Consider the following 21,283-nt stretch of genomic DNA (forward strand, 5'->3'; position numbering starts at 1 on the left):
CCGGCCCGCTGGGGGCCTTGTCGATAGGAGTGCTATAACCGTCGCAGGCTACCGACCGCCCGTGCTGCGATGACGTCGGGACCGGAAGAAATCGGTCAGCAGCGCGGCGCACTCCTGCTCCCGTACGCCACCCACGCAGGTCACCTTGTGGGGCGACGGGTTGTCACGGATGACGTCCCACGCGCTCCCGCAGGCGCCGGCCTTCGCGTCGTACGCGCCGAAGACGATCCCGGACAGCCGCGACTGCATCACCGCGCCGGTGCACATCAGACACGGTTCGAGCGTCACCACCAGCACGCAGTCGTCGAGTCGGTAGTGGCCCAGATGCGTTGCGGCAGCGCGGATCGCGAGCATCTCGGCATGCGCGAGCGGATCCTTGTCGCCCACCCGCAGATTGAGCCCGGAGCCGATCATCTCTCCGTGCGGATCGAGCACCACGGCGCCGACGGGCACGTCGTCGGTGAGCAGCGCCTCGCGGGCGCGGAGCAGCGCCAGCCCCATCCACGCGTCGTACGGCGGCTCGGGAGCGCCAGGGAAGCCTGCCGTCACGCCGTAGAGTCTGGGCCATGCGTGTCCAGGTCGCCAATCACCCGCTCATCGCGCACAAGCTGACGTATCTGCGCGACGCGCGTACGGACAGCCCGACGTTCCGCCGGCTCACCGAGGAGCTGGTGACGCTGCTCGCGTACGAGGCGACCCGCTCGGTGCGCGTGGAACCGTTCGAGATCAACACCCCGGTCTCCCCCGCTACCGGCATCAAGCTGTCGACGCCGAAGCCGCTGGTCGTGCCGATCCTGCGTGCCGGGCTCGGCATGCTGGAGGGGATGGTGCGGCTGCTGCCGAGCGCCGAGGTGGGCTTCCTCGGGATGCAGCGCAACGAGGAGACCCTCGAGGCCATCACCTACGCCAACCGGCTGCCGGACGACCTGTCCGGTCGGCAGTGCTACGTGCTCGACCCGATGCTCGCGACCGGCGGCACCCTCGCCATGTCGATCCAGTACCTGGTCGACCGGGGCGCCGACGACATCACGGCGGTCACCCTGCTGTGCGCGCCGGAGGGTATCGAGGCCCTCGACGACCAGCTGCGCGAGCTGGACGTGCCGGTCACGCTGGTCACCGGCGCCATCGACGAACGGCTCAACGAGAAGGGCTACATCGTGCCGGGCCTCGGCGACGCGGGCGACCGGCTGTACGGCGTGGTCTGAGCCCCGCGACCACCTGAGCGCTGGTCGCGACACTCCCGGCGGCGGCAGACGATGTCGTCACACGCGTCACTCCTGTCACACTGGCTCATGAATCGTGCCGCACGTCCCGTCGGCACCCACGCACTTCCGGAGGACCGATGGCCACCGACAAGGTGAAAAAGATCGTCATTTGGGCGGTCTTCGTCTTCCTCCTCTACGCGATCTTCACCGACCCGCACCACTCGGCCGGCATCGTGCACAACATCTGGAGCATCCTGCAGTCCGGCGTGCAGCACATCGGCGACTTCTACCACGACATCCTGCACTCCTGATCGCACATGGACGGGGTCGCGTCGGGCGCCGAACGGGCGATGGGGCGCTATCTGCTCGACGGTGAGCGGATGGTGGTGGCGGTCCACCAGCACTGGTCCCGAGTGGCCGGGGTCGTCGCCGGCACGGTGGTCGGACTGCTGCTCGTCGTGGCGATCGCGCTGGTCACTCCGGCGAGTGCCGGGCTGGTCTCCGACCTCGCGTGGTGGCTCTGGCTGGCACTGTTGGTCTACTGCCTGGTCCAACTGCTGCTGTGGCGCCACGACTGGTTCGTCGCGACAGACCGGCGCCTGCTGCTGACCTACGGCCTGGTGTCGCGCAAGGTGGCGATGATGCCGCTGGCGAAGGTCACCGACATGTCGTTCAACCAGTCGGTGTCCGCGCGGTTCCTCGGTTACGGCACCTTCGTCATGGAGAGCGCGGGACAGGACCAGGCGCTGCGGCAGATCGACTACATCCCCGACGCCGACCTGCACTACCGCTCCATCTGCGCCGAGATCTTCGGCGAGGAGGAGTCGGTCGACGAGGACAGCAACGAGCCGCAGCACCACCATCGCTCACTCGACCGGCTCGACCCGGTCGATGCGACCGATCCGTACGGCATCCCGGTGCCCGTACGCCGGCCCGTATCCTCCGGTTTCGAGGACCGGCCACCCCCGGACTACGGCGCGAACCGTCGCCGCGTCGTACGCGCCGCGACCGTGTTGTCCCACGATCCGGAGGCGAGCTGGTCGGTCAGCCGCGAGGACGCGCCGCCGCCCCAGCGCGTCCGGCCGCGCCATGACCCGCGCACGGACGACGACCGGCCGTGAAACACTCCTCGCTGCAACGATCCGCGCAGCGATGCAGCAACCCGCAGGAGTGAACCAGGTATGGCGGTCCGGCCGATCACGATCATCGGGCACAAGGCGCTGCATCAGCCGACCCGGCGCGTCCGGGAGGTCACCGACGACGTGCGCGAGCTGGTGACCGACATGTTCGACACCCTGGAGGCAGCGGACGGCGCGGGGCTCGCTGCCAATCAGGTCGGGGTGCGGCTGCGGATCTTCGTCTACGACTGCGCCGCTGACGACGACGTGGTCCAGCGCGGCGTCGTGATCAACCCGGTGCTGGAGAAGGGCACCGTGCCTCCGGGCGATCCGGACCCGGGCGAGCTCGAGGGCTGCCTCTCGGTGCCCGGCGAGCACTTCCCCACCGCGCGCTCGGACTGGGCGCGGGTCACCGGCACCGACCTGGACGGCAACGAGGTCGTCGTCGAGGCGCAGGGCGGCACGCTGGCGCGTTGCCTGCAGCACGAGACCGACCACCTGGACGGCAAGCTCTACGTCGAGCGCCTCACCCCGACGTACCGCACGCAGGCCCGCGACGCGGTCAAGTCCCGCGGGTGGGAGTCCGCGCGGATCACCAAGTGGGATCCGCTGCAGCAAGAAGCCGAGGACGTCTGACCGGTACCGCAACGGTCCGGCATAGGGTGCGGGCATGCGCGCCCAGGAGATCTCCGCACCGCACGCCTTCCACGCCGAAGGGCCCTGCTGGGACGTCGACTGGGGCGGGCTGAAGTACGTCGACATGCTCGCCGGCGACGTCCTGTCGCCGCGCCCCGACGGCGGCGTCGACCGGGTGCACGTCGGCAAGGTCGCGGCCGCGCTGCGACCGCGAGGATCCGGCGGAGCGATCATCGCCACCGAGCGCGGCTTCGCCCTCGCGACCGCACCGGACCTGTCCGACGTCCAGCAGATGCAGCCGCTGTGGAACGACCCGGGCATCCGCTTCAACGATGGCGGTTGCGACCCGATGGGCAACTTCTACTGCGGCACCATGGCCTACGACCAGACGCCCGGCGCGGCCTCGCTCTACCTGCTCACCTCGGGTGGGCTCGCCTCCCAGGTGCTCACCGGCCTCACGGTGTCCAACGGGATCGGCTGGACGGGTCTGGGCGACACGGGCTTCCACAACGACACCCCCACTCGCATCGTGTGGACCTTCGACTGGTCGCCGGACGGCATCGCCGACCGCCGACCGTTCGTCACGCTGCCGGACGACGTGGCCGGCGACCCCGACGGACTCTGCGTCGACGAGCAGGGCGGGGTCTGGGTCGCGCTCTACGGCGGCTCAGCGGTGCATCGCTACTCCCCCGAGGGTGAACTCGACCATGTCGTCGACTTGCCGGTGACCAACGTCACCGCCTGCACCTTCGGCGGCGACGGGCTGCGCACGCTCTACATCACCACGACCAGGGAGAACGTGCCCGACGGTGAACAGCCCCTGGCCGGAGCGGTGTTCGCCTGCGAGCCCGGCATCGGCGGCCTCCCTGCCCGGCCGTTCGCGGGCTGAGGCATCCGGCGTACGCCGATGGGTGGTCGGCGGGCCGCCGATTTCCGCTGTCGAGAGCGAGCAGGTAACGTACCTCTCCGGTGAACGGGCCGTCCTGACGCGCCCACACCAGCACCCGTAGCTCAACGGATAGAGCATCTGACTACGGATCAGAAGGTTGGGAGTTCGAATCTCTCCGGGTGCACGCTGTGTTGAGACAGTAGAACGGCCCCGATGGCGTGAGCACGCCGGTCGGGGCCGTTTCTTTTCGTGCGCCGCAAGCGGCCGTGCGGTCACTTTCCTGCGCCGGGCGGCGGGTTCGGGCGGCTGGCGTTTCCACCGGCTTCGGACCAGGATTGCTCCGGTGGGCTTCCGCTGCGTGGCTCGGTGCGTGGGGTATCGGCCGCGCGGTCACTTTCCTACGCCAGCTGGCGGCAGCCAGGTGGGGTATCGGCACGGCGGTCACTTACCTGCACGCGCGTACGGCAGCCCAGTGGGTTATCGACCTTGCGGTCACTTTCCGATGCCTACGGACGACGCTACACCGAACCGTGACCTCGATGTGCTTGACAGTCAACGGGTTTGCGCGGACTGTGAGGTGGCTCACACCTCGACAGATAGGGCTCCCATGGCCTCGTCCAGCGCAGCATCCCCCGCCGCACGCTCGGCACCCCGCACCGGCAACCCCCTCGTGCACCGTCAGTTGGCCAAATACCCCGCTACCGGGCAGCGGATCGCCTACCTCGCGATCACGGTGGCCGCGACGGTCGTCCTCTACTACGAGCTCTACATCCCGGGCGCCGTAGCGACGCAGATCATCACCAGCTTCAACATCAGTTTCAACCAGTTCGTCTTCATCTCGGTGATCGGCAACCTGGTGGGTGCGTTCGGCTCGCTCGCGGCGGGTCTCGCCGACCGGTGGGGCCGGGCCAATCTGGTGGTGGTCGGGCTCTTCCTTACCGGACTGCTCGTCACCTTCGCGCTGCCCCATGCGCCGAACGGCACCGTCTATCTGCTCGAGTTCGCCGTGCTCTCCCTGGTCGAGGGCATGATCCTGGTGGCCACCCCGGCACTGATCCGCGACTTCTCCCCCCAGCTCGGACGAGCGTCCGCCATGGGTTTCTGGACCCTCGGCCCGGTGCTCGGCTCCCTGATGGTCACCGAGGTCTCCAGCCACACGCTGGGATCGCACCCGGACTGGCAGTTCCAGTTCTACGTCTGCGGCATCGTCGGGCTGGTCGTGGCGGTCATCGCGCTGCTCTTCCTGCGCGAGCTGTCCCCCGGCCTGCGCGACCAGCTGATGGTCTCGATGCGTGACCGTCAGCTGATCGAGGCGCGCGCGGCCGACGTCGACGAGACGCAGGTGCACCAGGGTCAGTGGCGTCAGATGATGAAGCTGGACGTCGTCGGATCGGCGTTCGCGATCAGCATCTTCCTGATCTTCTACTACATCGCGGTCGGCTTCTTCGTCGTCTACTTCGCGACGATCTTCGGCTACACGCCCGAGCGCGCCAACTCGCTGGCCAACTGGTACTGGCTGCCCAACGCCATCGCCCTGGTGGTCGCCGGGTTCATCTCAGACAAGCTGGGCGTGCGCAAGCCGCTGATGATCGTCGGCTCGGTCATCAGCGTCATCGCCCTGGTCGTCTTCGCCATGAAGGCGACCTCGTCGGGCACGTCGTACGAGACCTTCCGCACTCTGCTCATCATCATCAGCGCCTCGCAGGGCATGACCTACTGCGCGTGGATGGCCTCCTTCACCGAGACCGTCGAGAAGCACAACCCGGCCGCCACGGCGACCGGTCTCGCGACGTGGGGCTGGACACTGCGCATCATCGTGTGTCTGACGCTGATCGGGTTCGGCGCGGCGCTCCCGGCGACCTCGGTCCTGGTCGACAAGGGCGCCAAGGTGCAGGAGCTGGCGGCGGAGTACAAGACGCAGCTGGGGACGGTGAACGGCATCACCCCGGCCAATCTGGCTGCGCTGGAGAAGAATCCGACGTCAGCGAGTGCCGGGGCGGCCGCCGTGGGCGACCTGGTGAAGTCCGGGGCCGCGAAGTCGCCGGCGGACGCCGTGACCCAGTTGAAGTACCTGGGCGCGCACCCCATCAAGGCCGCCGACTCGGCGTACCTGCAGAAGAACGCCGGCAAGGTGCAGAAGGCGGCGAAGGACAGCCCCGGTCAGTGGAAGCGCTGGTGGTTGATCTGCGCGCTGGCCGATCTGATCTTCATCCCGTTCGTCTTCCTCATGGTCGGCCGGTGGAGCCCGCGGAAGGCGCGCGAGGACGCCGCCCGGCACGAGGAGTTCGTGCAGGCCGAGATGGCCAAGCTCGAAGGGGCTCGCACCACCTGAGATACCCCACGAAGTTCTCCGCTGGCTCCGACACTTCGCGGGGACCCCGATGATCACCCCGCGGAGCGCCTGAAGAGGCCGGTTCGTCGTCACACCGTGATGACGGACCGGCCTTTCCATGTCCGGCCCGGCTGGCGTCCTGGGCGTCGGCGGCCTGCTCCATCGTGAACGTCTGCTCGACGGGAAGGCTGAACTTCCCCGCCTCGAACAGCTGCGCCGCCTCGGCGTACGCCGCCTCCTGGGCGGAGCCGGACGTGGAGACCTTCGCGCCCTTCTCACCCGCGCCGAAGTCGGCGATGGACAGCACCTTCTGCGGGTCGCCGGTGAGCTCGATCAGCTCGTCGATCACCCCGGAGCCCGCGATGTCGAGGGCCGCGTCGACCCCGTCCGGCGCGAGGGCGCGCACCCGCTCGACGAGGCCGTCGCCGTACGTGGTCGCCGTCGCACCGAGCCCGCGCAGATAATCCTGGTTCTTCTCGCCGGCCGTGGCGATCACCGTGATACCCCGGTCGACCGCGAACTGGACGACCGATGAGCCGACACCCCCGGACGCGCCGCTCACCAGGAGCGTCTGGCCGGTCTGGATGCCCACCTCCCGCAGGATGCGCAGCGCCGTCTCGACGGGGACGGGGTAGCCCGCCGCCTCCTCGAACGACAGCCCCTGCGGCTTCGCGGCCCAGTGATCGAGCACCACCCGCTCGGCGTACGCGCTCGCCCCGGAGCCGAACACCGCATCGCCCACCGCGACGCCTTCGACGCCCTCGCCCACCTCGTCGACCACGCCGGCCGCGTCCGCCCCGGATCCGGCGGGCAACTGCAGAGGCATCAGGTCCTTCATGTAGCCCTCGCGCATCTTCCAGTCCATGGCGTTCACCCCCGCAGCTCGCGTCGCGATCCGGATCTGCCCCGGCCCTGCGTGCGGATCGTCGACCTCGGTGACCGAAAGGACTTCAGGGCCGCCGTACTCGGAGAACTGAACAGCTTTCATCGCATTGCTCCTCCTGTCGCGGCGCACCACTGTGGACCGCGGAGCGCTCCCCCGGTGCAACCTCCGGTCACCTTTCGTTAGTCCCCCCTCGAGCCAGGTCGAGAATCTTTCGTCAATAATTATTGACAGACGCGTCGGTGTCATGTTTAGTTGACGCATGGACACGACTCAGGACCCGGCCGCCGCGGCCGCAAGCACCAATCCGGCACAAGGTCTGGCCGCGATCCGCGCATTGCGGACGCTGGCCGATCGACTGGAAGAGGTGCAGGTGCGCAATGCGCGGGACCAGGGCTGGAGCTGGCAGGCGATCGCCGACGTCTTGCACGTCAGCCGCCAGGCCGTCCATCAGAAGCACGCTCGGAGTTGAGCTGCTTTCCACCGATTTTGAAGGAGCACAACATGTTTAACCTACGAAACTCTGATGTCGGCATCGCCATGATGCAGGCCCACGACGTGGCAGGGGAGCTCGGACACTCCGAGGTCGGCCCCGACCACATCCTGCTCGGGCTCACGACCAACCTGCGCTCCCCCGTGGCGCCGTTGCTCGCCGAGCACGGACTCACCTATCCGGCTGCGAGGGACATCCTCACCGCCCAGCACAGCGGGGAAGCAAGTAATCCTGACAACGACAGCGACGACGATGGTCCGCAGACCGCGAACCTGGACGACGACCGCGACGCCCTCGCCTCGATCGGCATCGACCTGGACAAGGTGACCGAGGCAGTGGGCGAGGCTTTCGGTGAGGACATCACCCGCGCTTGGGGCCGTCGCCGCGAGCGCGCCGAGCGGGACGACCGTCGCGGCCGCCGCGACGAGGATCGCCCCCGTCGCGGCCCCGGTCCGGGCATGCCGCCGAACGGTCCCGGCTTCGGCGGGTTCGGGCGCTTCCCGAATTCGGAATGGTTCGCGGACTTCCCGGAGTTCCAGGAGTTCAACCCGTTCGGCGGTCCACGTGGCCGCGGGCGCCGGGGTCCGCAGAGCCGCCGGTTCGGCCGCGGGCCGCGCCCGTCGGAGGCGACCGTGCGCATCTTCCGCGACCTGCGGGCGCAGGCACAGGAGGCGCGCGCCACGGCGCAGGACGACGACCGGCAGTCCGGTCGCACACAGTTCCACGCGATGTTCCGCGCCGAGCACATCGTGCTCGCCATCCTGCACTCCGACGATCCGGCGACCCGGGCGATGGTGTCCGCCATGACGGACGTGGACCGGCTGCGCACCCAGCTGCACGAGCGACTGGCGGCCGAGCCCGCCGCCTGAGCCCGCCCGACAGGTCGGTCCGCCGTCACGAAGGTGACGGGGGGCCGACCTGTCGCACGTCCGACGACACACCTCCCGCCCGTGGTGCAGGTTCATCTCCTGCACCACGGGTACCTGTGTTCTGACTCTGCTGCGGGTCGCCCGCTCCGAGAGGCTTCGCGGCAGTAGCCTGCGACGGGATCTGACGACCCCGCGAGCGGAGGACCACCATGCTGGGTTTGCCAGAGAACATCACCACGTGTCTCTTCGACCTGGACGGTGTCCTCACCGACACGGCGAGCGTGCACCGCACGGCGTGGAAGGAGACGTTCGACGCGTTGCTCAAGGCGCGCGACGGTGACGGCTACACGCCGTTCGACATCGCCGGCGACTACAACGACTACGTCGACGGCAAACCGCGCGAAGACGGCGTCCGCGACTTCCTGAAGTCCCGCAACATCGACCTGCCCGACGGCAGCCCGGACGACCCGCCCGACGCGAACACGGTCTACGGGGTCGGCAACCGCAAGAACGATCTCGTGCAGGTCGCCATCAAACGCGACGGCGTGAAGGTCTACGACGGGTCGCGGCGCTACCTGCAGCAGGCGCAGGCGGCAGGCCTGCAGCGGTACGTCGTCTCGTCGTCGGCCAACACCGAGATGGTGCTCGACGTGACCGGTCTGGCGCAGTACGTCGAAGGTCGCATCGACGGCAAGACGCTTGCGCAACAACACATCAAGGGCAAGCCGGCGCCCGATTCCTTCCTCGCCGGCGCGAAGCTCGCCGGTGCGCCGCCGGCGCAGTGCGTCGTCTTCGAGGACGCGACGTCCGGCGTTGCCGCGGGCAAGGCCGGCCACTTCGGCTACGTCGTCGGCGTGGACCGGGTCGACCACGCGCAGGAGCTGCGCGAGCACGGCGCGACCGTCGTGGTGAAGGACCTGTCCGAGTTGCTGGATTCCACGCCGACCGATGGAGATGCACCCGCGTGAGCACCGACTACGAGGGCTTCGTCGTCGAACCCTGGAGGATCCGCGAGATCGGCATCGCACCGGACAACTTCGCGCAGGCCGAGTCGATCTTCGCGCTCGCCAACGGTCACATCGGCGTCCGCGGCAACCTCGACGAGGGCGATCCCGCCGGGCTGCCCGGCACCTACCTCAACTCCTTCTTCGAGACCCGGCCCCTGCCGTACGCCGAAGCGGGGTACGGCTACCCCGAATCGGGACAGACGGTCGTCAACGTCACCAACGGCAAGCTGATCCGGCTGCTCGTCGACGACGAGCCGTTCGACATGCGGTACGGCACCATCCGCCACCACGAACGCACCCTCGACCTGCGCACGGGCGTGCTCACCCGTGACGTGCTGTGGGAGTCACCGGCGCGCCGCATCATCCGGGTCCGCTCCAAGAGGCTGGTCTCCTTCACCCAGCGCTCCATCCTGGCGATCTGGTACCAGGTCGAGGCCGTCGACAAACCGCTACGCGTGGTGATCCAGTCCGAGATGGTCGCCAACGAGGAGTTGCCGGTGACCTCGGCCGACCCCCGGGTGGCTGCCGCGCTCGAGCGCCCACTGGTCTCCGAGCAGCACCTCGCCGGCGTCACCCGCGCGCAGCTGATCCACAGCACGCGGCGCAGCGGGTTGAGGATGGCGGCCGCGTGCGACCACGAGCTGCACGGCGATCACGACTACGAGCCCAACACCTTCATCCAGCCGGACTGGTCGCGGATGACCCTCGGTGCGCACCTCGACCCGGGCGAGACGCTCGGCCTGACGAAGTTCGTCGCCTACGGCTGGTCCTCTCAGCGCACCCTTCCGGCGTTGCGCGACCAGGTCGACGGCGCACTGTCGGCGGTCGTGAACACCGGCTGGGACCAGCTGGTCGCGGAGCAGGAGGGCTATGTCCAGGAGTTCTGGGACGGCGCCGACGTGCAGGTCGACGGCGACGAGACCGTCCAGCAGGCAGTGCGGTTCGGCCTGTGGCACGTGCTGCAGGCAGGTGCCCGCGCCGAGGGCCGCGCGATCCTCGCCAAGGGCCTCACCGGACCTGGTTACGACGGGCACGCGTTCTGGGACACCGAGCAGTTCGTCCTGCCGGTGCTGACCGCCACCGCTCCCCTGGCGGCACGCGACGCCCTCACCTGGCGCCAGTCGATCATCGACCTCGCCTCGGAGCGGGCCACAACGCTGAAGCTGCACGGGGCGGCGTTCCCCTGGCGCACCATCCGAGGCCAGGAGTGCTCGGCGTACTGGCCGGCGGGCACGGCCGCGTTTCACATCAATGCCGACATCTCAGTGGCCGCCGCGCGGTACGTCTTCTGGACCCAGGACGAGGAGTTCGACCGCGACGTGGCGCTGCAGCTGCTCGTGGAGACCGCCCGGCTGTGGACCGACCTCGGCTACCACGGCGACGACGGCAAGTTCCACATCGACGGCGTCACCGGCCCGGACGAGTACTCCGCGGTCGTGGCCGACAACACCTACACCAACCTGATGGCGGCGCTGAACTTCCGCTACGCCGCCGACACCGCCGAACGCTGGCCGCAGGAGGCCCTGGCCCTCGGTGTGACGAAGCGCGAGATCGCCACTTGGCGCGCCGCCGATGAGGCGATGGCCATGCCGTACGACGTCGAACGCGGTGTGTACCAACAGGATCGAGGCAGCACTGAGCGCGAGGTGTGGGACTTCAAGGGCACGGCGAACAACAACGACTATCCGCTGCTGCTCAACTATCCCTACTTCGACATCTACCGCAAACAGGTCGTCAAGCAGGCGGACCTGATGCTCGCGATGCACTGGTGCGGCGACAACTTCACCCTCGAGGACAAGGCCAAGGCCTTCGCGTACTACGAGGCGATCACCGTGCGCGACTCATCCCTGTCCGCGTGCACCCAGGCGGTCATCGCCGCCGAGGTGGGTCACCGGGAGCTTGCGCACGACTACCTGACCGAGGCCGCGCTGATGGACCTGCGCGACCTGGAGCACAACACCGGAGACGGCGTGCACGTCGCGTCGCTCGCGGGTGCGTGGCTGGCGCTGGTGTGTGGTTTCGGCGGGATGCGCGACCACGGCGGCAAGCTGTCGTTCGCGCCCGCGTTGCCGAAACGGTTGTCCCGACTTGCTTTCGCGATCCGGTGGCGCGGTTGCAAGGTGCGCGTCACCGTGCACCCCGACCACGCGGTCTATGAGCTGGAGGACGGCGTGCACGGCTACACCGAGCTCTCGCACTACGGCGAGATGTTCACGCTCACCACCGATGAACCGGTCACCCGGGACATCACCCCGGTGCAGCCGATGACCCCCCGCCCGACGCAACCGGCCGGCCGGGAGCCCATCACCAGCGAGTGACAGAGCGACCATGTGTGTCGCCCTGTCACCGACTCAGTTCGCGGTACCGCCCGGGTTCGGCACGGTGCCGCCGTCAAGGGCGGCGATCCCGCCGGTGCCGGTCGGCACTCCGTCGACGGGCGAGCCGTACTCCGGGGTGTACTTCTGGCTGTTGCGGAAGGTGTCGACGAACTTCTGCATCCGCGGGTCGGTGGGGCTGCTCACCCGCAGCTGGTGACCCCACGACGACAGCACGATCGGCGACGGCAGCGAGTTCGAGGCCCACGGGGTCAGGTCGATGTAGCGGTTCTTCTGCCCGCTGATGCCCTGCTGCTCCAATGCCGGTTCGGCGATGAGGGACTGCTTCGTCACGAACGCGACCAGCTGATTCACCTCGGACGTCGGCAGCTTGGGGTCGTAGGTGATCCAAATCGCCCCGTGCTCCAGGTTGTGCACGGCGCGCTCGTTGGGCACCGGCTTGGTGTAGATGCCGGCATTCATCCAGGTCGCGTTGTGCGGGCCGCCGATCGGCGGCGTCACGGCGTACGCCACGGGTCCGGGCACGTGGTCGTGTCCGACCGTGCCCGAGTTCGGGGTGCCCGACGCGGGGTAGCCGGCGGTATTCCAGGCGAGGACCCCGGAGATGCCCGAGTCGTCCTTGACCTGAGCCGGTTTGGGCTGCGTCGTCGTCTGACCGGTCACCGCGGACGGCAGCACCTGCCTGCCGTACTTCGGCACCCCGGATGCACCCGTCGATGTCGTACCGCTGCTGCCGCTCGAGCGGGTGCCCAAGTAGGTCGCGACGCCACCGATCACGACGATCAGCACGACCGCGATCACCACCGGGATCAGCCACCCGGGGCGGGACTTCTGTTGCTTCTTCAGAGCCGCCAGTTTGGCGGCGCGGTCGGTCGACGTGGGATCAGGCATGTGCTCGATCCTAGGTCGGTCAGTTCTTGGTGCCCGACGGGTTGGGCTGCACACCGCCGTACCGCGCGGCGACGCCCCCGGTCCCGGTCGGTATGCCGTCCACCGGCTCGTTGGTCTCGGGGCTGTAGGGCTTGCGGTGCCGGAAGGTGTCGACGAAGCGCTGCATCCGCGGGTCGGTGGCACTGGTCACGCGCAACTGGTGCCCCCACGACGACAGCACGATCGGCGAGGGCAGCGAGTTCGAGGCCCACGGCGACAGGTCCATGAAGCGGTTCGCCTGACCGGAGACCTTCACGCCGCCCTGACCCTTCGGCTCGGGGATCAGGCTCTGCCGCCCGACGAAGGCGACCAGCTTCGCGACCGTGCTCTTCGGCAGCTTCGGGTCGTAGGTGATCCAGATGGCACCGTGCTCCATGTTGTGCACGGCGCGCTCGCTGGGCACCGGTTTCGTGTAGACACCTGCGTTCATCCAGACGATGTTGTGCGGCCCACCGGCGGGCGGCGTCATCGTGTAGGTCACCGGGCCGCGGACGTGCGACAGGTGCACGGCCTTCCCGTCCTGGGTCGCCAGGGTCATGTACTGCGCCTGGTCCCACGCGAGCACGCCCGGGATGCCGGAGGTGTCCCGCACCAGCCGCACCGGGTCCTGGATCGTGCGGACGCCGGTCGGCGTGCTGGGCAGCACCTGCCTCGTCGTGGTGGGCCCATCGTCACGGGTGAGCCACCAGCCCAATGCCGCGGCGATCGCCAGCACGACCACGACCACTCCGGCGACGACGGCGATCCGCGTCCTGCGGGTGGACTGCGCATGCGTGGTCATACCGCACCCTAAGCACGGGCAACGCCGTACGGGCGGCCGCGCAGCCTCGCGCACTACAGTCGGGCCGTGTCCACCTGGAGGTCCCGGATCCGCACGCGGCCCGCGCATCATGCGCCACCGGTGTCGCCGCAGGACGCCCCAGAACGGTTCCTGCAGCCGGACCGCAACTCCCTCGGCACGTCGCATCCGGAGGGCGTGGAGGGGACCGTCGTCGAGCGCGCCATCTATCTGCACGGTGTGCGCCAAGCGAATCCACACAGCTTCCGGGCCGTCGTGCACCGGCTCGCCGAACCCGACCAGGCCGTCGCATGGGTGGGACTCGCGAACGCCGCGCCCGAGGAGATCGAGCAGGTCGCGCAGATCTTCCACCTGCACCCGCTGGCCGTCGAGGACGCGATCGTCGCGCACCAGCGACCCAAGATCGAGCGCTACGACGACACGCTCTTCGTGGTGCTCCGGCCGGCGACCTACGACGACGACACGGAGACCGTGCATCTCGGCGAGCTGCACCTGTTCATCGGACCGGACTTCGTGGTGACCGTCCGGCACTCCGACGAGCCGCGACTCGCGCCGGTCCGGAAGCGGATGGACAACGACCCGCACCTGATGGCCCTCGGGCCCGAGGCGGTGCTCTACGCGGTCCTGGACTTCGTGGTCGACGGTTACGCCCCGGTCATCGCCGGTCTGGAGAACGACATCGACGAGATCGAGGAGCAGGTCTTCGAGTCCGACCCGGCGGTGTCACGGCGTATCTACGAGCTGTCCCGCGAGGTGCTCGCGCTGCAGCGGGCGACCAAGCCGCTGCTGGACATCCTCGAAGCACTGAAGAGGGGCCACGAGAAGTACGGCGTCGACGAGGAGCTGCGCCGCAACATGCGCGACGTCGCCGACCACGCGACCGGGGTCGTGGAGCGCGTCGACGGCTTCCGGCAGACGCTGATGTCGATCCTGTCGCTCAACTCCACCCTCGTCGCGCAGACCCAGAACGAGAAGATGACGCGGCTGGCGGAGACGGCCAACCAGCAGTCCGACCGGGTCAAGTCGGCCTCCTCGTGGGCGGCGATCCTGTTCGCCCCCACCGTGATCGCGGGCATCTACGGAATGAACTTCGACAAGATGCCCGAATTGCACTGGTACTGGGGATACCCCATGGCCATCGGGCTGATGGTGCTCACCTGCACCACGATGTACATCGTCTTCCGTCGCCGCGACTGGATCTAACCGACCTGTTCCCCCGACCGAAGAAGTCGGATTTTGTTGATTCGACGGTGCATTGCGTCGGCTTCGTCGAGACCCCCCGCGGGAAAGCGACACAGGTCACCGAACGTGTGACGGGGGTCACATCTGAGCGCTCTTCGCCCGTTGGGCGGCCCGCTCGGGGCCGGGTTACGTTCGACAGCACCGCATCCGCCCGGCGTACGACGCCGCGCAGCCCGACCGCTCGGTCGACGCGCCATGGCCCCCGTGCGATGCGGTGTACGAACCGCGACGAACACCTACGAAGGACGGTCACATGACTTTGGACGCACCCGAAAAGTCCGGCACGACGCACGCAGGACTGGCGAGGTGGGTCGCCGAGGTCGCTGCGCTGACGACCCCGGACGAGGTGCGCTGGGTCACCGGCTCCGCCGACGAATGGACCGAACTGACCGACAAGCTCGTCGCCGCCGGCACCTTCACCCGGCTCAACGAGGACATCAAGCCCAACTCCTTCCACGCGGCGAGCTCCCCGAGGACGTCGCACGGGTCGAGGAGCGCACCTTCATCTGCAGCCGCGACGAGAAGGACGCGGGGCCCACCAACAACTGGATGGACCCGGAGCAGATGAAGGACCTCATGCGCGGCCTCTACCAGGGGTGCATGAAGGGCCGCACGATGTACGTCATCCCGTTCGTCATGGGTCACCTCGAGGCCGACAGCCCGATGTTCGGTGTGGAGATCACCGACAGCGAGTACGTCGTGGTCTCGATGCGCGTGATGGCGCGCTGCGGCACCAAGATCCTGGACCGCATCGAAGAACTTGGCGACGCGGCCAAGTACGTGCCCGCCCTGCACTCGCTCGGCGCCCCCCTGGCCGACGGCGAGCAGGACGTGAAGTGGCCGTGCAACGAGGAGAAGTACATCGTGCAGTTCCCCGAGGAGCGCACGATCTGGTCCTACGGCTCGGGCTACGGCGGCAACGCGCTGCTGGGCAAGAAGTGCTACTCGCTGCGGATCGCCTCGGCGATGGCGCGCGACGAGGGCTGGCTGGCCGAGCACATGCTGATCCTCAAGCTCGTCTCGCCCGAGCAGCAGGTCTACTACGTCGCGGCCGCGTTCCCCAGCGCCTGCGGCAAGACCAACCTGGCCATGCTCAAGCCAACCATCCCCGGCTGGATAGTGGAGACCCTCGGTGACGACATCGCCTGGATGCGCTTCGGTAAGGACGGGCGCCTCTACGCCGTCAACCCCGAGTTCGGCTTCTTCGGTGTCGCGCCGGGCACCAACGAGCACACCAACCCGCACGCGATGACGACCATCAACAAGGGCAATTCGGTCTTCACCAACGTCGCGCTCACGGACGACGGCGACGTGTGGTGGGAGGGCCTGGAGAACGAGCCCGCGCACGCGACGTCCTGGAAGGGCGAGGACTGGACGCCGGACTCCGGCGAGCTGTCCAGCCACCCGAACAGCCGCTACTGCACCCCGATCGAGCAGTGCGACATCCTCGCGGACGAGTACAACGACCCGCAGGGCGTGCCGATCTCGGCGATCCTCTTCGGTGGCCGCCGCAAGACCACGGTGCCGCTGGTGACCGAGTCGCGCGACTGGCTGCACGGCACGTTCATGGGCGCCACGCTGTCGTCCGAGACCACCGCGGCCGCCAAGGGCGAGGTGGGCGTCGTACGCCGCGACCCGATGGCGATGCTGCCGTTCATCGGCTACAACGCCGGCGACTACTTCCAGCACTGGGTCAACCTCGGCAAGGACGCCGACGCCACCAAGCTGCCGAAGATCTTCTACGTCAACTGGTTCCGTCGTGACCAGGACGGTGGCTTTCTCTGGCCGGGCTTCGGGGAGAACTCCCGCGTGCTCAAGTGGGTCATCGAGCGCATGGAGGGCAAGGCCGCCGCGGTCGAGACCCCCATCGGTCACGTGCCCACCCCGGAGTCGCTCGACGTCGAGGGCCTGGACATGACCGCCGCCGAGCTGGAGGCCGCGCTCGCGGTCGACCCGGAGGAGTGGAAGGCCGAGATCCCCCAGATCGAGGAGTGGTTCGCCAAGTTCGGCGAGACGCTGCCGACCCAGCTGCAGATCGAGCTGGACGGTCTGAAGGCCCGCCTCGGCCTGTAGTCGCAGGTCGTTCTTCCATCGAGCGGAGTGGTCCGCGCGCGAGTGCGGGGGTGTCGTCCCCGCAGCTCGACGCCGGACCACTCCGCTCGATGTCGGTAGGGCGACTTAGGGTTGCCTTATGAGCCCGAAGAAGCCGCGTCGCCAGCACGTCCTGGAAGTCGTCGCCCGCGAGCAGGTCACTCCGCACGTCGTCCGCGTGCGGTTCGGTGGAGCCGACGTCCGGGCGATGGCCGCCGAGCGCCCCGACGCGACCGACAGCTACCTCAAGCTGCTCTTCCCCGACCCGGCCCTCGGCCTCGTCCCGCCGTACGACCTGGACGAGTTGCCGCGCGAGCACCAGCCGGTCCGGCGCACCTACACGATCCGCACCTGGCACGCCGACGGCACCATCAGCATCGACTTCGTCACGCACGGCGACCAGGGCATCGCGGCGCCGTGGGCGATGCGTGCGCAGCCCGGTGATCTGGTGGCCGCGAACGGGCCGGGCAGCGGCTACCGGCCGAGCGGTACGGCGTCCTGGTACCTGCTGGTCGGCGACGACTCGGCCCTACCGGCGATCAGCGCCGCGCTCGAAGCACTGCCGACCGATGCCCGCGGACAGGTGGTCGTGGAGGTCGACGCGGCTGCCGACGAGCTGCTACCGCAGACCCCGGCCGGAGTCGCCGTGCAGTGGCTGCACCGCGACGGCGCCACCCCCGGCGAGGGGTCCCTGCTGCCGGACGCCGTACGTGCCCTCGACTGGCCGACCGACGGCGTCGAGGTCTTCGCGCACGGCGAGCGGGAGTCGATGAAATCGTTGCGGGACATCCTCTTCCGCGAGCAGGCACTCCCCGGGAGTCGGTCAGCCTGTCGGGCTACTGGGCGTTCGGACGCACCGAGGACCGCTTCCAGGCCGAGAAGCGCGAGCCCATCGGACAGATCGGCTGACGCCATGGCACTCGAGCGTCCCCTCGTACGGCTGAAGAACCATGCGGAGGCGCTCCGTTGGTTCACCGAGCACCAGCACGACACCGACGCGGTCTTCATCGCGATCGGCAAGAAGGGCGGGTCGGTGCCCACCCCGACGTACGACGAGCTGGTCGAGCTCGCGCTCATGCACGGCTGGATCGACGGGCAGGCGGGCCGCTTGGACGACGACTGCTACCGGCTCGCGTTCTCACCGCGCCGGGCGCGCAGCCCGTGGTCACAGATCAACCGACGCAAGGCCGAGGCACTGATGGCCGCGGGTCGGATGACCGCGACCGGCCTCGCGGCTGTGGAAGCGGCCAAGGCGAACGGTCGGTGGGACGCGGCGTACGCCGGCCAGAGCGACTTCGAGCTGCCTGATGACTTCCTCGAGGCGCTGGCCGCGAACCCGCGGGCGGAGGCGTTCTTCGCGACGCTCAACCGGACCAACCACTTCGCGGTCTACTACCGGGTCAACGACGCGAAACGACCCGAGACCCGGGCCCGTCGGATCGCCGCGTTCGTGGAGCAGTTCGAGCGCGGCGAGGCGATTCACTGACGCGGCACCTCGACGGTGTGCACGCTGCCGTTCTCGATGGGATCCCACTGCACATCGCGGTGGGTGCGAGCGGTCAGGACGGCGCGGGCCACCCGGATGGTGTCGCCGTGGCTCACGATGACCAGATCGCGCACCCGCGGCGAGGTGGCGCGCAGCTCACGTGCGGCGAACCGGCGGAACCGTGCGGCGACGTCCTGCGTGCTCTCGCCTCCGGCCCACCGCACCTCGCTCACGTGCTCGCCCGGTGGCGTGGGCTCCGGGTGCAACTGGTCGACCGTGCGCCCCTCGATCGTGCCGAGATGCTGCTCGCGCAGCGCCTCGTCGTACTGCACCGGCACCCGCAGAGCGCGACCGATGAGCTCAGCGGTGCGGGCGGCGCGTACGAGGTCGCTGCTCCACAGCACGACGCGCCCGTCCACCCGTCGCATGAGCGTCTGCGCAGCGGCAGCCGCCTGCGTCCGGCCGAGGGGGGTGAGGTCGGGGTGGACCGTCTGACCCTGGATCCGGTGGGCAAGGTTCCAGGTCGACTGCCCGTGCCGCACCAGGTGCACCCGTAGGGTCTCGGTCGGCATCGGCACAACCGCAACTGTAAGGTCGGCCAGCGTGGCAGGTCTGCTGGTGGCGGGAACGAGCTCGGACGCCGGCAAGTCCCTGGTCGTGACGGGACTGTGCCGCGCATGGGCACGCGCGGGGGTGCGCGTCGCGCCGTTCAAGAGCCAGAACATGTCCAACAACTCGATGGTCTGCGTGGACGGCGCCGAGATCGGGCGCGCGCAGTATCTGCAGGCCCAGGCGGCCGGGGTGGAGGCGTCGTCGCTGCACAACCCGGTGCTGCTCAAACCCGGCTCGGACCGGCGCGCGTTCGTGGTGCTGCGCGGTCAGCCGGCCGGTGAGCTCGCTGCGGGTGAGTACGCGACGGGCCGGGCGCATCTCGCCGAGGCGGCGTTCGCGGCGTACGCCGAGTTGGCGGACTCGGTCGACCTGGTCGTGTCCGAGGGCGCCGGGTCGCCCGCCGAGGTCAATCTGCGTGCCGGCGACTACACGAACATGGGTCTCGCACGGCGCTTCGACCTGCCCACCGTGGTGGTCACCGACATCGACCGTGGTGGCGCGCTCGCCGCGACGTACGGCACCTGGGCGCTGCTGGACGACGCCGACCGCACGCTGTTGCGGGGGTACGTCGTGAACAAGTTCCGCGGTGACGCGTCGGTGCTCGCGCCGGGCCTGGATGTCGTCACCGAACGCACCGGGATGCCGTGGCTCGGGACCATCCCGTGGCTGGAGGACGTGTGGCTGGACGCCGAGGACGCGCTGTCCGTCGGCCGCTCGATGCCTGCGGATCCGAACGCGACCCTGGACGTCGCGGTGGTCCGGTTTCCCCGCACCTCCAACGCCACCGACGTCGACGCGCTCGCTGCCGAGCCAGGGGTACGGGTGCGCGTGACGGGCGATCCCGCGGTGTGCCGCGACGCGCACCTGCTGGTGCTGCCGGGGTCTCGCGCGACGGTGTCGGACCTGGGCTGGCTGCGCTCGCGAGGGCTCGCCGACGTGGTCGCCGCGCGGGTCGCGGACGGTCGTCCCGTGCTGGGGGTGTGCGGCGGTTACGAGATGCTGGGCGAGACCATCGACGACCCGGTCGAGTCCGCGGCGGGAGTGGTGACGGGCCTCGGACTCCTCTCGGCGACAACGACGTTCGGGATGTCGAAGGTGCTGGCCCGATCCCGTGGTTCATGGCAGGGATGGCCGGTCGAGGGATACGAGATCCACCACGGCGTCGTGGCGGCGGCCGACACGTTCCCCGGGGGTACGCGAGAAGGTTCGACCTACGGCACGATCTGGCACGGCACGCTGGAGGGCGACGACTTCCGGCGTGCGTGGCTGACCGAGGTGGCGGCGGCCGCCGGCTCGTCATGGGCGCCGGTCGCGGATGCGCCGTCGTTCGCCGCACGACGTGAGGCGCAGATCGACGCTCTCGCCGATGCCGTGACCGAGGCCCTCGATCTGGACCGGCTGCTGGCGATCGCCCAAGAGGCGGGAGCATGAGCGTGCGCCGGGTGCAGGTCGTCGGCATCGGCGCCGGGTCGCCCGAGCACCTCACTCAGCAGGCGATCGCCGCGCTGAACGAGGTCGACGTCTTCCTCGTGGCCGAGAAGCGCTCTGCCACCGACGAACTCGTCGCGCTGCGCAAGGCGATCTGCGAGCGGTTCATCGATCCCGCGCATCCGTACCGGTTCGTGACGGTGCCCGATCCGACACGCGGCGTGGACGCCGACCGGGCCGACGCGGCGTACGGCGAGGCGGTCCGTGACTGGCACGCCGCGCGTGCCGACAGGTACGCCGATACGATCGACGCGCTGCCGGAGGGAGCCGTCGTGGGTTTCCTCGTCTGGGGAGACCCCGCGTTCTACGACTCCACGATCCGGGTCGTGCGCAGCATCGGTGAGCGGACGGCGCTGTCCGTCGACGTGATTCCCGGCATCTCTGCCTTCCAGGCCCTCGCGGCCGCGCACGGCATCGTGCTGCACGAGATCGGCGAACCGGTGCACATCACCACCGGACGTCGACTTGTCGCAGAGTGGGCACCGGGCCTCGGCACGGTCGTGGTGATGCTCGACGGCCACCTCACGTGCCGCGATCTCGTGCCGCGCGCACCCGACCTGCAGATCCACTGGGGCGCGTACGTCGGCATGCCGCAGCAGGAGCTGCGGGCCGGGCGCCTCGCCGATGTGATCGACGAGATCACCTCGCTGCGTGCCGCTCTGCGCGAGCGGCACGGCTGGGTGATGGACGTCTACGCGCTCACGTCACCGCGGTGAGCTGCGGCTCGGGGTGGGAACGCCACTCCTCGCCCTCGAGCACCGCGCGGAGGGCCACGACGCTGTCCCAGACGTCCTCGAAGCGCAGGTAGAGCGGCGCGAACCCCAGTCGCAGCACGTCAGGCGAGCGGAAGTCGCCGTGCACGCCGCG

Annotated in this window: 19 protein-coding genes, 1 tRNA gene and 2 pseudogenes; 16 read left to right on the forward strand and 6 right to left on the reverse strand. The window is 69.1% G+C overall.

All coding sequences use genetic code 11. The features are described 5' to 3' along the window. Positions 1–48: 48 nt before the first annotated feature. The gene (tadA, locus tag LVQ62_RS01880; RefSeq protein ID WP_370639659.1) at positions 49–549 is read right to left on the reverse strand and encodes a tRNA adenosine(34) deaminase TadA; all 501 of its coding nucleotides are present in this window, start codon (positions 547–549) and stop codon (positions 49–51) included. A 17-nt stretch (positions 550–566) separates the two neighbouring features. Here tadA and upp point away from each other — a divergent pair, with 17 nt between their 5' ends. The 7 genes from upp (at position 567) to LVQ62_RS01915 (ending at position 6,180) form a co-directional block, all read left to right on the forward strand. Continuing rightward, positions 567–1,205: a uracil phosphoribosyltransferase gene (gene upp, locus LVQ62_RS01885; RefSeq protein ID WP_233764182.1), complete on the forward strand. Its 639-nt coding sequence runs from the start codon at positions 567–569 to the stop codon at positions 1,203–1,205. 137 nt (positions 1,206–1,342) lie between these two features. Further along, the gene (locus LVQ62_RS01890) at positions 1,343–1,516 is read left to right on the forward strand and encodes a hypothetical protein (RefSeq protein WP_208050898.1); all 174 of its coding nucleotides are present in this window, start codon (positions 1,343–1,345) and stop codon (positions 1,514–1,516) included. Positions 1,517–1,522: 6 nt separating this feature from the next. Next, positions 1,523–2,326, forward strand: a complete 804-nt coding sequence (locus LVQ62_RS01895; RefSeq protein ID WP_233764184.1) for a PH domain-containing protein — start codon at positions 1,523–1,525, stop codon at positions 2,324–2,326. Positions 2,327–2,386: 60 nt separating this feature from the next. Continuing rightward, positions 2,387–2,959, forward strand: a complete 573-nt coding sequence (gene def, locus LVQ62_RS01900; protein WP_233764188.1) for a peptide deformylase — start codon at positions 2,387–2,389, stop codon at positions 2,957–2,959. 34 nt (positions 2,960–2,993) lie between these two features. Continuing rightward, complete coding sequence (locus LVQ62_RS01905) at positions 2,994–3,848, forward strand: SMP-30/gluconolactonase/LRE family protein (RefSeq protein ID WP_233764190.1); 855 nt, start codon at positions 2,994–2,996, stop codon at positions 3,846–3,848. Positions 3,849–3,959: 111 nt separating this feature from the next. Then, positions 3,960–4,032: transfer RNA gene (locus LVQ62_RS01910), tRNA-Arg, on the forward strand. A gap of 423 nt (positions 4,033–4,455) precedes the next feature. Further along, on the forward strand, positions 4,456–6,180 hold the full coding sequence (locus LVQ62_RS01915) for an MFS transporter (protein WP_233764192.1): 1,725 nt from the start codon (positions 4,456–4,458) through the stop codon (positions 6,178–6,180). A gap of 89 nt (positions 6,181–6,269) precedes the next feature. Here LVQ62_RS01915 and LVQ62_RS01920 read toward each other — a convergent pair. Further along, a pseudogene (locus tag LVQ62_RS01920) lies at positions 6,270–7,168 on the reverse strand (NADP-dependent oxidoreductase). Between the two features lie 157 nt (positions 7,169–7,325). On the opposite strand from LVQ62_RS01920, the gene LVQ62_RS01925 reads away from it, so the two are divergent. From LVQ62_RS01925 to LVQ62_RS01940, 4 genes are all read left to right on the forward strand, one after another. After that, positions 7,326–7,535, forward strand: a complete 210-nt coding sequence (locus tag LVQ62_RS01925; protein ID WP_179478511.1) for a helix-turn-helix domain-containing protein — start codon at positions 7,326–7,328, stop codon at positions 7,533–7,535. A 32-nt stretch (positions 7,536–7,567) separates the two neighbouring features. Then, positions 7,568–8,425, forward strand: a complete 858-nt coding sequence (locus LVQ62_RS01930) for a Clp protease N-terminal domain-containing protein (protein WP_233764199.1) — start codon at positions 7,568–7,570, stop codon at positions 8,423–8,425. 209 nt (positions 8,426–8,634) lie between these two features. Continuing rightward, on the forward strand, positions 8,635–9,393 hold the full coding sequence (locus LVQ62_RS01935) for a beta-phosphoglucomutase family hydrolase (protein ID WP_208050904.1): 759 nt from the start codon (positions 8,635–8,637) through the stop codon (positions 9,391–9,393). Next, positions 9,390–11,750, forward strand: coding sequence for a glycoside hydrolase family 65 protein (locus tag LVQ62_RS01940; protein WP_208050905.1), 2,361 nt, complete (start codon positions 9,390–9,392; stop codon positions 11,748–11,750). The genes LVQ62_RS01935 and LVQ62_RS01940 overlap by 4 nt, the downstream gene beginning before the upstream one ends. A gap of 33 nt (positions 11,751–11,783) precedes the next feature. Here the strand turns inward: LVQ62_RS01940 and LVQ62_RS01945 are convergent, their stop codons facing one another. Both LVQ62_RS01945 and LVQ62_RS01950 read right to left on the reverse strand, forming a co-directional pair. Further along, on the reverse strand, positions 11,784–12,659 hold the full coding sequence (locus LVQ62_RS01945) for a DUF3105 domain-containing protein (RefSeq protein ID WP_233764201.1): 876 nt from the start codon (positions 12,657–12,659) through the stop codon (positions 11,784–11,786). 19 nt (positions 12,660–12,678) lie between these two features. Further along, positions 12,679–13,479 (reverse strand): DUF3105 domain-containing protein, encoded by an 801-nt coding sequence (locus tag LVQ62_RS01950; protein ID WP_233764202.1) that lies wholly within the window; start codon positions 13,477–13,479, stop codon positions 12,679–12,681. Positions 13,480–13,674: 195 nt separating this feature from the next. On the opposite strand from LVQ62_RS01950, the gene corA reads away from it, so the two are divergent. The 3 genes and pseudogenes from corA to LVQ62_RS17685 all read left to right on the forward strand — a co-directional run bounded on the left by corA (position 13,675) and on the right by LVQ62_RS17685 (position 18,316). Beyond that, positions 13,675–14,700 carry a magnesium/cobalt transporter CorA gene (gene corA, locus LVQ62_RS01955; RefSeq protein WP_233767608.1) on the forward strand — a complete coding sequence of 342 codons (1,026 nt, stop codon included), beginning with the start codon at positions 13,675–13,677 and terminating at the stop codon, positions 14,698–14,700. A 292-nt stretch (positions 14,701–14,992) separates the two neighbouring features. After that, positions 14,993–16,812, forward strand: a pseudogene (locus tag LVQ62_RS01960) (phosphoenolpyruvate carboxykinase (GTP)). A gap of 118 nt (positions 16,813–16,930) precedes the next feature. Further along, positions 16,931–18,316, forward strand: coding sequence for an SIP domain-containing protein (locus LVQ62_RS17685; RefSeq protein ID WP_370639660.1), 1,386 nt, complete (start codon positions 16,931–16,933; stop codon positions 18,314–18,316). Here the strand turns inward: LVQ62_RS17685 and LVQ62_RS01975 are convergent. Then, a complete protein-coding gene (locus tag LVQ62_RS01975) occupies positions 18,310–18,888 on the reverse strand; it encodes a histidine phosphatase family protein (RefSeq protein WP_233764203.1) in 579 nt (192 codons plus the stop codon). The two genes, LVQ62_RS17685 and LVQ62_RS01975, sit on opposite strands and share 7 nt — an antisense overlap. Before the next feature lie 31 nt (positions 18,889–18,919). On the opposite strand from LVQ62_RS01975, the gene LVQ62_RS01980 reads away from it, so the two are divergent. Then, positions 18,920–20,359 carry a cobyric acid synthase gene (locus tag LVQ62_RS01980; protein ID WP_233764204.1) on the forward strand — a complete coding sequence of 480 codons (1,440 nt, stop codon included), beginning with the start codon at positions 18,920–18,922 and terminating at the stop codon, positions 20,357–20,359. Then, on the forward strand, positions 20,356–21,132 hold the full coding sequence (gene cobF / locus LVQ62_RS01985; protein ID WP_233764205.1) for a precorrin-6A synthase (deacetylating): 777 nt from the start codon (positions 20,356–20,358) through the stop codon (positions 21,130–21,132). The genes LVQ62_RS01980 and cobF overlap by 4 nt, the downstream gene beginning before the upstream one ends. Here the strand turns inward: cobF and LVQ62_RS01990 are convergent. Beyond that, a complete protein-coding gene (locus LVQ62_RS01990; protein WP_233764206.1) occupies positions 21,116–21,277 on the reverse strand; it encodes a hypothetical protein in 162 nt (53 codons plus the stop codon). The genes cobF and LVQ62_RS01990 overlap by 17 nt on opposite strands. Between the last annotated feature and the right edge of the window lie 6 nt (positions 21,278–21,283).

Source organism: Allobranchiibius sp. GilTou73, from assembly GCF_021391335.1.
Taxonomy (GTDB): Bacteria; Actinomycetota; Actinomycetes; order Actinomycetales; family Dermatophilaceae; genus Allobranchiibius; species Allobranchiibius huperziae.

What these genes read in the sequence shown, in the direction of transcription:
- upp (WP_233764182.1), top strand. Translation starts at nt 567, where the DNA reads ATGCGTGTCCAGGTCGCCAATCACCCGCTCATCGCGCACAAGCTGACG.
- LVQ62_RS01890 (WP_208050898.1), top strand. Translation starts at nt 1,343, where the DNA reads ATGGCCACCGACAAGGTGAAAAAGATCGTCATTTGGGCGGTCTTCGTC.
- LVQ62_RS01895 (WP_233764184.1), top strand. Translation starts at nt 1,523, where the DNA reads ATGGACGGGGTCGCGTCGGGCGCCGAACGGGCGATGGGGCGCTATCTG.
- def (WP_233764188.1), top strand. Translation starts at nt 2,387, where the DNA reads ATGGCGGTCCGGCCGATCACGATCATCGGGCACAAGGCGCTGCATCAG.
- LVQ62_RS01905 (WP_233764190.1), top strand. Translation starts at nt 2,994, where the DNA reads ATGCGCGCCCAGGAGATCTCCGCACCGCACGCCTTCCACGCCGAAGGG.
- LVQ62_RS01915 (WP_233764192.1), top strand. Translation starts at nt 4,456, where the DNA reads ATGGCCTCGTCCAGCGCAGCATCCCCCGCCGCACGCTCGGCACCCCGC.
- LVQ62_RS01925 (WP_179478511.1), top strand. Translation starts at nt 7,326, where the DNA reads ATGGACACGACTCAGGACCCGGCCGCCGCGGCCGCAAGCACCAATCCG.
- LVQ62_RS01930 (WP_233764199.1), top strand. Translation starts at nt 7,568, where the DNA reads ATGTTTAACCTACGAAACTCTGATGTCGGCATCGCCATGATGCAGGCC.
- LVQ62_RS01935 (WP_208050904.1), top strand. Translation starts at nt 8,635, where the DNA reads ATGCTGGGTTTGCCAGAGAACATCACCACGTGTCTCTTCGACCTGGAC.
- LVQ62_RS01945 (WP_233764201.1), bottom strand. Translation starts at nt 12,659, where the DNA reads ATGCCTGATCCCACGTCGACCGACCGCGCCGCCAAACTGGCGGCTCTG.
- LVQ62_RS01950 (WP_233764202.1), bottom strand. Translation starts at nt 13,479, where the DNA reads ATGACCACGCATGCGCAGTCCACCCGCAGGACGCGGATCGCCGTCGTC.
- LVQ62_RS17685 (WP_370639660.1), top strand. Translation starts at nt 16,931, where the DNA reads ATGAGCCCGAAGAAGCCGCGTCGCCAGCACGTCCTGGAAGTCGTCGCC.
- LVQ62_RS01975 (WP_233764203.1), bottom strand. Translation starts at nt 18,888, where the DNA reads ATGCCGACCGAGACCCTACGGGTGCACCTGGTGCGGCACGGGCAGTCG.
- cobF (WP_233764205.1), top strand. Translation starts at nt 20,356, where the DNA reads ATGAGCGTGCGCCGGGTGCAGGTCGTCGGCATCGGCGCCGGGTCGCCC.